Genomic DNA, 10,531 nt, shown 5'->3' with positions numbered 1-10,531 from the left:
TACGTGGGCGAAATTAATCCCCAGGTTGCACGTCCGGTAAAGGAACTAAAGGCCTTCGAAAAAATTAAACTACAACCGGGAGATCAACAGAATGTAACGGTTCGGTTGGATAAGAACGCCTTTTCATTTTATGATGTGGGGATACATGACTGGCGAGTAAGCAATGGCGATTACAAAATCTCTATTGGAAGCTCCTCGGAGGATATCCGAAAGGAAATTACGCTATCTGTTAAATAAGTCGTATGATAAGGGTGTTCAAAAGAGATGTAATTGGATACCCTCATTTTTCCTCTTATAGCTAAACCGGAAATTTTGGTATGAAACGGGCATGATCCCGAAGACCAGGGATTACACCGCAAAATGATCGTATTTGGGTGAGCCTGTCTTCAACTCATGCGAGTTCTGCCTTGTAATTGAAAAATAAAAATAAATGAAATACAATATCTTAGCTTGTGCTTTGATGGCCGGAGTTGCCTTTAAGGGTAATGCGATCAATGCACATTCTCAGGAGAAGAGAAATTCCGATGCTCCAAGGCCAAACATTCTCTTCATTCCTGTGGATGATTTAAGACCGGAATTGGGTTGTTACGGCGATGCCACTATTAAGACCCCTAACATCGACCGCATGGCCAAAGAAGGGGTGGTATTTACCCGGGCCTATTGTCAGCAGGCAGTTTGTAATCCCTCCAGAGCCAGCTTGTTGACCGGGATGCGACCCGATGCAATCAAGGTGTGGGATCTGTGGACCAACTTCAGGGAGCATTGCCCTGAGGTAAAAACCCTCCCCCAGTACTTTAAGGAGAATGGTTACCTTACCGTAGGACTGGGGAAAACCTTCCACAACAACATTCCCGATACGATTTCGTGGAGTGAAAAACCACACATTGAAGGTTACCCGTTTGATCCGGATGCGGTGTATGCCACGGAAGAGAACAGGAAGCTGGTTGAGAAGAGGAAGCAAGACCTGATCAAGCAAGGGAAAAACAGGGTTGACCAACTGGGGCATTGGTACATAAAAACTGTTGCCACCGAAATTGCAGACGTACCGGATGACGCCTATTTTGATGGAGCACAAACCACACTCGCCATTGAGAAACTAAAGGAATTAAAAAAGAAAAAGGAACCCTTCTTCCTGTCTGTAGGCTATTACAGGCCGCATTTGCCCTTTAATGCCCCCAAAAAGTATTGGGATATGTACAAGAGGGAAGAAATCCCTTTGGCAGAAAACCAGTTTGTCCCGGAAAGCAGCCCTGGTTATGCCTTGCATGGAGATTATGAGTTGAGGGGATACGCTGATTTTAGGGATTTACCGCACCCGGAGGAGAAAAGTTTACCCGCCGAACGGCAAAGGTTGTTGAAACATGGATACTTTGCCAGTGTCTCCTATGTGGATGCCCAGATCGGGAGGCTACTTAGTGCGTTGGAGGAGTTGAATTTAGCAGAGAATACGATTGTTGTACTATGGGGTGATCATGGGTGGAAACTAGGTGAACACAATTCATGGTGCAAGCAAACGAACTATGAAATCGACACCCGTGTCCCGATGATTTTTGCGGGCAAAGGGGTGACAGCAAAGGACGCCCAATGCCATGCGCTTACGGAATTCGTAGACATCTACCCCTCCCTGTGTGAACTTGCCGGATTGGAAGTGCCGGAGCACCTGCAGGGAAGCAGTTTGGTTCCCCTACTGAAAAATCCGCAATTGAAGTGGAAAAGTGCTGTCTACAGTCAGTTTTTGATGGGAAGATCCGGATCAAAAAAAGATCGGGCAAAACAACGAATGGGGTATACGATACGCACGGATCGATACAGATATGTGGAGTGGTACGATTGGAAGGAGGATCATGTCGACAGGAAAGAAGTCGTTGGGAGAGAGCTGTACGATCATGCTGTCGATCCGCAGGAAAATCAAAATATCGCCAATCACAAAGAAAAAGCTCACCTGGTAAAAGAGCTCTCTGAGAGGCTCAGAAAAGAAGGGATCATAACATTTGATCGAAAAGATTGCAAGAAAGGTATTCACGCTAAAAATTAATTGCCATGTTAAATAAAACATTTTACCTAAGTTGTGGAATTGCATTGATTTCTGCGTCATGTACTCCGAAACAAGGCAGCACACCAAAGAAACCCAACGTGCTGTTCATTTCCATCGATGACCTTCGACCTGAGTTAGGATGTTACGGGGTAGATGAAATACAAACACCACATCTGGATAAATTTGCCACGAAGAGCGTCACATTTACCAGGGCTTACTGTCAAACCGCAGCCTGTGCACCATCCAGAGCTAGTATCATGACGGGACTCAGACCCGACTCCACAAGAGTGTGGCACTTAAAAGACAAATTCAGGAAAACCATCCCGGACGTCCTAACGATGCCGCAGTATTTCCACAAACATGGGTACTACACGGTTTCGATGGGGAAAACCTTCCACAACCACATGCCGGACTCCATATCCTTTGACGAACCGGATCTTCGACCAGAGGAATACCGCACCAAAGATATGATTGACCGAGATCCCGAATCATTTTATTATGATGAGGCTATTAAAGAAGAATTAAGACAAGTGCGCGATCAGAGGTTGAAGAAAAATCCCAATGTCTATGCCGGAGGATGGGGCTACGGCCGTGCCATTGAAGTGGCGGACTGTGAAGACCATGAGTTGTACGATGGTGCCCAAACAGATTTGGCCATTGAAACCATGAAAAGATTGAAAGAAAAAGAGCAGCCGTTCTTTCTGGCTTTGGGCTACTACCGCCCTCATCTGCCTTTTGTGACACCACGAAAATATTGGGAGTTGTATGACAGGGATAAACTGCCACTGGCACCCAATCCGTTTCTTCCGAAGAATTCACCCGTAATGGCCATGAACAGTTCCTACGAACTCTCTGCTTGCTACGACATGAAAGACGTACATCACCCATCCGTAAAGAAACAACCGGAAGAGATGGCGAGAAAGCTTAAACATGGTTACTATGCGAGTGTAAGCTATGTGGATGCCTGTGTGGGCAAACTTTTGAAAGGACTTGACGTTTTGGGACTAGCTGAAAACACTATTGTGGTTGTATGGGGAGATCATGGTTGGAAACTTGGAGAACATGGGAGCTGGTGCAAACAAACAAATTATAACACCGACACACGGGTTCCGCTTTTAATCTATGCACCGGGAATTAAAGGAAAAGGCCAAAAATGTGATCGGTTGGTTGAACTTCTTGATCTCTTTCCAACAATAGGAGAGCTGGCCGGAATCGAAGTAGAGTCCTACCTTCAGGGAACAAGTATGGTACCTTTGTTGAACAATCCCAATTTGAAGTGGAAAGAAATGGCATTCAGCCAATTCCACCGACGCCCAAAAGTTACACCGGATGGAGGCAGGTACATGGGCTACTCCATGATCACGGACAGGTACCACCTTGTAGAATGGTATGTGTGGGATGATGACAAAGGCATGCGGAAAGAATTCGTGGCCAGAGAACTTTACAGCCACAAGATAGATCCCGAGGAAAACGAGAACATCGCCGGTTATCCGGAGAACAGAGAATTGGTACATCTGCTTTCGGAAAAACTAAAGGTGAGCTGGAACAAAAAATTCATTTATAATGAATAGTTCTGAGACCATTTTATGATTTGAATAAAATAGCAATGAAACTACTTCCGTTGGTTTTCTGAAGCGGGATGTCGCAGAAGGTGATTTGATCTGCTGCAGAAAAGGAGAAAAAGAGACGATGAAGAAACAATTGAATTCGGTGCTGATTAAACCATCCGGCCCAGATTGCAATCTGGGCTGTACCTATTGCTTCTATTTGGAAAAGGCTGGGCTTTATCACCAACAGAAGCTGCACCGCATGGAAGAGGAAACCCTTGAGATACTAATTCGCCAGGTGCTGGAGCAATCCGAGCCCGAGGTGTCCTTTGGCTGGCAAGGGGGAGAACCTACTTTGATGGGGCTGGATTTCTTTAAAAAGGTGATTGAGTTACAACAGAAATATGGCAATGGAAAAACCGTTGGAAACGGTTTACAAACCAACGGACTGTTGCTGAATGAGGAGTGGGCCGAATTTCTGAAAGAGTACAATTGGTTGGTAGGCTTATCTTTAGATGGTCCACAACATATCCACAACCATTATCGCCTAACTTCCAATGGAAAACCAAGTTGGGAAATTGTGTCGAAAAATGCCAAAATGCTTTTGGACAAAGGGGTAGCCACCAATGTGTTGAGCTGTTTGACTGATCATTCAGCCGATCACATTGAGGAGATTTACCACTACCACAAGGAGATGGGCTTCGACTTCATGCAGTTCATTCCCATTGTGGAAACTGATAAGAAGAATCCCCGACAAGCCGCTTCCTTCTCACTTTCACCTGAAAAATATGGTGAAGTTTTGTGTAAAATTTGGGATTTATGGACGAATGATTTTCAGAATGGAATACCTACAACATCGGTTCGTCATTTCGATTCCGTATTTCATACCTATGTTGGAATTCCTGCTCCAGAATGTACCTTGCAAAAAGAGTGTGGTGTATATACCGTGATAGAGCACAACGTGGATGTGTATTCCTGTGATTTCTTTTGGAAGCTTGGAAATATTAAGCAAGGCAAATTAATCAATATGCTGAATTCAAAAAAGCAGGCTCAGTTTGGTTGTATGAAGACCAAACTTCCAAGAAAGTGTAAAAGCTGTGCATATTTTAAGCATTGCTTTGGAGGTTGCACCAAAGATAGAGTTAAGGATCCTAAGGATAACGGCATGCCTCGCTTTTGTATTTCCTATAAAATGTTTTTTGCACATGCCCATACTCAGCTTCAGGAAATGGGACGAAACTGGATTGCTCAGCAAATGGGGATGCAGAAAGAAATGGAAGCCCAATAGAGTGGAGGAACTTACAATGCTTTTAACGATTTTGTGAAAAAAATAAAGTAAAAGATACTTTTTAGTATTAGTTAAGAAAAGGCTGTAATCATTATAGATTGCAGCTTTTTTTACTTAAACATACTTACCCCGCAACTTTTCTGCTTGATCCTAAGATTCTCATCCCTTTCGATTTACTGCATAAAAAAAGCACCAAAGTTTTTCAACTTCGATGCTTTTTCAGCGGAGAGAGAGGGAACTGAAAATTTGCTTTAAGTACCCTATTCTCAATATTTTACGAATTCAATTTTTTAAGTCCTCTGCAAGTCCACCAAAAATGGGTAAAAAATGCCCGTTTTAAATGCGTTTTAATGAACTCATTTCCCTTCAAAAGTAGCAAAAAGGAACCGAACCTAAAAATGGATTTTGTTAAGTTATTTGATCAGAAAATTTGACATGTTAAAAAATCCTATATTTTTACTTAATGAATGCTGCAAAACAATTACGCATGAATAAATAAAATATTCGATGGTATACCTTTGGGTTAAGAGGATATAGTAATTAAACGAATGGCATTACATATGTCCTAGTCGTATCTAATTAAAGTTAGAAATAAGAGCAATGAATAATATCGTTTTCATAGATACCGAAGTAGATGTTAAAAGTAAAAAGATACTTGATGTTGGTGGTACTAGTGGAAATGGATTAACATTGCATTCGAGCTCTATTTCGGAACTGGTAAATTTTATAAAAAATAAGAAGTATGTATGTGGTCATAACATCATTAACCATGACTTGCCTTATATTGAGAAAGCGATCAATCAGAATTTAACTGGAATTAATGCTATTGACACATTATTCTTATCACCTCTATTATTTCCTACTAAACCTTACCATGCTCTATTAAAGGATGATAAACTACAAACTGAAGAGTTAAATAATCCGTTAAACGATGCAACTAAAGCTAAAGATCTGTTTAATGATGAAATATCAGCATTTCATGATATTGATGATGACTTAAAACAGATCTATTATGCGCTACTTGCGGATAAAAGGGAGTTTTCGTCATTTTTTGATTTTGTAGGTTATTCAATTTTTAATGATGATATCTTCAGCCTGATCAAGAAACGATTTACAGAAACCATTTGTCAAGAAGTAGATTTAGAAAAACTGGTACTTCAAACACCAATAGAGTTAGCTTATTGTTTAGCTTTAATAAATACGAATAGTAGATACTCAATAACACCTCCATGGGTAATTAAGAATTATCCTGAGGTCGAAAGAGTAATGTTTTTGCTCAGAAATAATCCATGTCTGGAAGGATGTATATATTGCAATAAGGCATTAGATACTAAAGTTGGATTAAAGAAATATTTCGGATTCGACTCTTACAGGACTTATGGAGGAAAGGCATTACAAGAGCAAGCTGTTAATGCAGCCATTAGTAATAAGTCTATTCTGGCAGTTTTTCCTACAGGAGGTGGTAAGTCAATAACTTTTCAAGTACCGGCACTTATGAGTGGAGAAAGTGTAAAGGGCTTAACGGTTGTTATTTCACCTCTCCAGTCTTTAATGAAAGACCAGGTAGATAATCTGGAAGGTTCAAATATTACGGAAGCTGTAACAATAAATGGATTACTTGATCCTATAGAAAGGGCAAAATCTTTCGAAAGAGTAGAAAGCGGATCTGCTTCAATTCTATATATTTCACCAGAGTCACTTCGGTCTAGGTCAATTGAACGATTGCTGCTTGGAAGAAATATAGTCAGATTTGTAATTGACGAAGCACATTGTTTTTCATCATGGGGACAGGATTTTAGGGTTGATTACCTCTATATTGGAGATTTCATAAAGTCATTGCAGGAAAAGAAAAATCTTGAAAGCGGCATTCCGGTTTCTTGCTTTACGGCAACGGCAAAACAAAATGTAATCCAGGATATAAAGGATTATTTTCTGGAAAAATTATCCCTGAGATTAGAAACTTTTAGCTCAAAAGCATCTCGAACGAATTTGACTTACAAGGTAATTCCAAAAGAAAACGAAGAAGATAAATACGACACATTACGCAACCTGATTGATGGGAAAAACTGCCCAACGATTATTTATGTATCACGCACAAGGAGGGCTTATCAAATTGCAGAAAGGTTATCGAATGACGGGTATTTAGCAAAGCCATACCATGGTAAAATGGACAAGCAAGAGAAGTCAGAAAACCAGGATGCATTTATTCGTGGTGATGTTGGTGTGATGGTGGCCACATCAGCTTTTGGGATGGGAGTTGATAAAAAGGATGTGGGAATGGTAATTCATTATGAATTGTCTGATTCTCTGGAAAATTATGTGCAGGAAGCTGGCCGGGCTGGTAGGGATGAGAATATAACGGCTGATTGTTACGTGCTATTCAATGAGGAAGATTTGAGTAAGCATTTTATATTGCTCAATCAGACTAAGTTGAATATAAAAGAAATTCAACAAATTTGGAAGGCTATAAAAGATCTTGACCAATTTAAGAATTGTAAAGTTTCAAATTCTGCTTTGGAAATTGCTCGAAAAGCTGGGTGGGACGATAACGTAAATGAAATAGAGACAAGAGTAACTACAGCTATATCTGCGCTGGAAGAAGCAGGGTATCTAAAACGTGGGCAAAATATGCCAAGAATTTTTGCCAATAGTATCCTATCAAAAAACGCTCAGGAAGCTATTGAGAAAATTAATTTATCTGAAAAGTTTAATGATAGGCAAAAGGAACATGCAGTCCGGATTATTAAAAAGCTGTTTTCCAGTAAAAGTAGAAAGCAAGTAGCTGATGGTGAAGTTGCCGAATCAAGGATTGACTATATTTCAGATCACTTAGGTATTGTAAAGGAAGAAGTTATTAATGTAGTTAACTTGTTACGGGAAGAAAAAATACTTGCCGACACAAAAGATTTAACAGCCTTTATTAAGCGTGGAGAAAATAAAAACCGTTCGTTAAGCATTGTCAATTCTATTAGCAGAATAGAGAAGTTTTTGGTAACTCAGTTTGAAGAACAGGAAAAGTCATTTCATATCAAAGATCTAAATGAACAGGCTGAAGAAAGTGGATGTTCTGATGTATCACCCAATAAGATTAAAATCATTATTAACTTCTGGGTGATCAAGAATTGGCTAAAACGAAAACAACACGATTATTCAAAGAATCACCTGACAATTTTATCGAACTATGCTGAATCGGAGCTAAAAAAGAAATTAGAAAAACGGCACGAGTTAGCCAGCTTTATTGTTGATTATCTGTATTTGAAGAGTAATGAAAAGCTTTCCCATGCTGATAAAAATAAAGAACAAATATTAGTAGAGTTCTCTGTACATGAGTTGAAAAAGGAATATGTCAACCAAAATGCTCTGTTTAAACTCAATGTCTCGTTAGCAGATGTAGAAGATGCATTGTTTTATTTATCAAGAATTGATGCTATAAAAATTGAAGGCGGTTTTCTTGTTGTATATAATAAGCTTAGTGTTGAACGGCTGGAGCAGGATAATAAAAAACGATATAAAGTTGATGATTACAGGAAGTTAAATCAGTTTTATGAAAACAAAGTACAGCAAATTCATATAGTAGGTGAGTATGCTAAAAAAATGATCCAGGATTATAAGGAAGCGTTACAGTTTGTTGAAGATTATTTTCAGCTTAACTATGCTTCATTTCTGAATAAGTACTTTAAAGGGAGCAGAAAGGATGAAATAAAAAGAAATATTACTCCCTCAAAATTCAAACAGTTATTTGGAGAGCTATCGCCTGCTCAGTTAGGCATCATTAAAGATAACGAGTCGCCTTATATTGCAGTTGCGGCTGGTCCCGGTAGTGGAAAAACAAGAGTGTTAGTTCACAAACTGGCGTCTTTATTGTTGATGGAAGATGTTAAACATGAGCAATTGTTAATGGTTACCTTTTCAAGGGCTGCAGCTACTGAGTTTAAAAAACGCTTATTTGAGTTGATTGGAAATGCAGCTGCATTTATTGAAATAAAAACCTTTCATGCCTATTGCTTCGATTTATTGGGAAAGGTTGGCACAATTGAAAAATCGCAAACAATCATTAATAAGACTGTCGAGAAAATCCGAAACAAAGATATTGAACCAAATAGAATCACGAAGACTGTTCTTGTTATCGATGAAGCTCAGGATATGGATATTCATGAGTTTGAGCTTATAAAAGCCTTAATGGAACACAATGAAGAAATGAGGGTGATAGCCGTTGGTGATGACGACCAGAATATTTACGAGTTTAGAGGAGCGAGTTCCAAGTATTTAGAACAATTTATTTCGGAACAAAAAGCTCAAAAAGTTGAGCTGATTGAAAATTACAGAAGTAAAGCTAACCTTGTGGAATTTACAAACCAGTTTGCCAAAAAAATTACTCACCGCCTTAAAGAAACTCCAATCGTACCGCATACAAATGAGACAGGGTGGGTGAAGTTAATTAAGTACTCTGCTTCTAATCTCATTGAGCCTGTTGTTAGAAACATCTTGTCATCAGATCTAATAGGAACAACTTGTGTATTAACGCATACTAATTCTGAAGCTTTACAAATCACAGGTCTCTTGATTCATGGAGGTTTACAGGCTAAGCTAATTCAAACCAATGAAGGATTTAGCTTATATAATTTAGTAGAAGTACGATATTTCATTGAACAACTTAATTTTGCTGAGGAAAAGTATACCATTACTGAAGAAAATTGGAAAGCAGCAAAGCGTAAACTTTGGAACAATTATAAGGAAAGCACTAAAATTGATATATGCATTAACCTGATCAAGGATTTTGAATTAAGTAACCCGAAAAAGAAATATCAATCTGATTTTGAAGTTTTTGTAAGGGAGTCTAAACTTGAAGACTTTGTGAGTACAAATGGAGAAACAATTTTTGTATCCACAATTCATAAAGCAAAAGGTAAAGAGTTTGATAATGTGTTTTTAATGCTGAATGGTTTTAATCCGGATAGTGATGCAAAGAAGCGTGAGTTATATGTTGCCATGACCAGGGCAAAACAAAAACTGACGATTCACTTAAATGGAAACTACCTTGACGATATTGCTTGTCAAAATTTAGAACGAATAAATAATGACTCACAATACAAGCCTTCAAACTTATTGGTTATTCAACTTTCCCATAAAGATATTTGGCTCGATTATTTTATTTACCGTCAAAACATAATTGCTAAGCTCAAAAGTGGTGATACGCTAATGGTTAACAGTGATGGTTGCTTTGACGAAAATGGAAATTGTATCCTGAAATTTTCAAACAGATATAAAGAAACAATAAGCAACTACCAGAATAAAGGCTATAAGCTTAAAGAATCTGTAATAAATTATATAGTGTACTGGAAGAAAGAAGAGTTGGAGGATGAATTAAAGATTGTTTTACCGGAGTTGAAATTTATTAAACCAGATGTTCGAACAGTTAATTGTAACCCGGATTACTTAGCGTAGTCTATATCTAAGGATACGTTTGTAAAGAATACAGGGATCTGGTTAGCAGGCATACATAAAAAGGAACTCGTTTCCAACTATTTAGATCGATAAATAGCATTGTTATCTAGAGATATGAATATCTACAATGGTCATTTTTAAGGGATAAACACTATTAAAATTAATGAGTTTGAAGGGTTTGAAGTTAGAAGGCTGTTTTGTCTTAAAAATGGTGGT

Annotated in this window: 5 protein-coding genes; all 5 read left to right on the top strand. The window is 38.8% G+C overall.

All coding sequences use genetic code 11. The features are described 5' to 3' along the window. Nucleotides 1-237 (top strand): fibronectin type III-like domain-contianing protein (locus AC4MRQ_RS22650; RefSeq protein ID WP_491200007.1); only part of this gene is annotated, 237 nt, incomplete at its 5' end. Nucleotides 238-430: 193 nt separating this feature from the next. Continuing rightward, complete coding sequence (locus AC4MRQ_RS22645; RefSeq protein ID WP_491200006.1) at nt 431-2,035, top strand: sulfatase; 1,605 nt, start codon at nt 431-433, stop codon at nt 2,033-2,035. 5 nt (nt 2,036-2,040) lie between these two features. Next, nucleotides 2,041-3,606: a sulfatase gene (locus tag AC4MRQ_RS22640; RefSeq protein WP_491200005.1), complete on the top strand. Its 1,566-nt coding sequence runs from the start codon at nt 2,041-2,043 to the stop codon at nt 3,604-3,606. Between the two features lie 118 nt (nt 3,607-3,724). Then, a complete protein-coding gene (locus tag AC4MRQ_RS22635; protein ID WP_491200004.1) occupies nt 3,725-4,870 on the top strand; it encodes an anaerobic sulfatase maturase in 1,146 nt (381 codons plus the stop codon). A 600-nt stretch (nt 4,871-5,470) separates the two neighbouring features. Beyond that, entirely contained in the window at nt 5,471-10,315 is a 4,845-nt protein-coding gene (locus AC4MRQ_RS22630) for a RecQ family ATP-dependent DNA helicase (protein ID WP_491200003.1), read from the top strand. The last annotated feature ends 216 nt before the right edge of the window (nt 10,316-10,531 follow it).

It is taken from the genome of Carboxylicivirga sp. (assembly GCF_982718395.1).
This window is presented reverse-complemented; position numbering and strand designations above follow the sequence as displayed.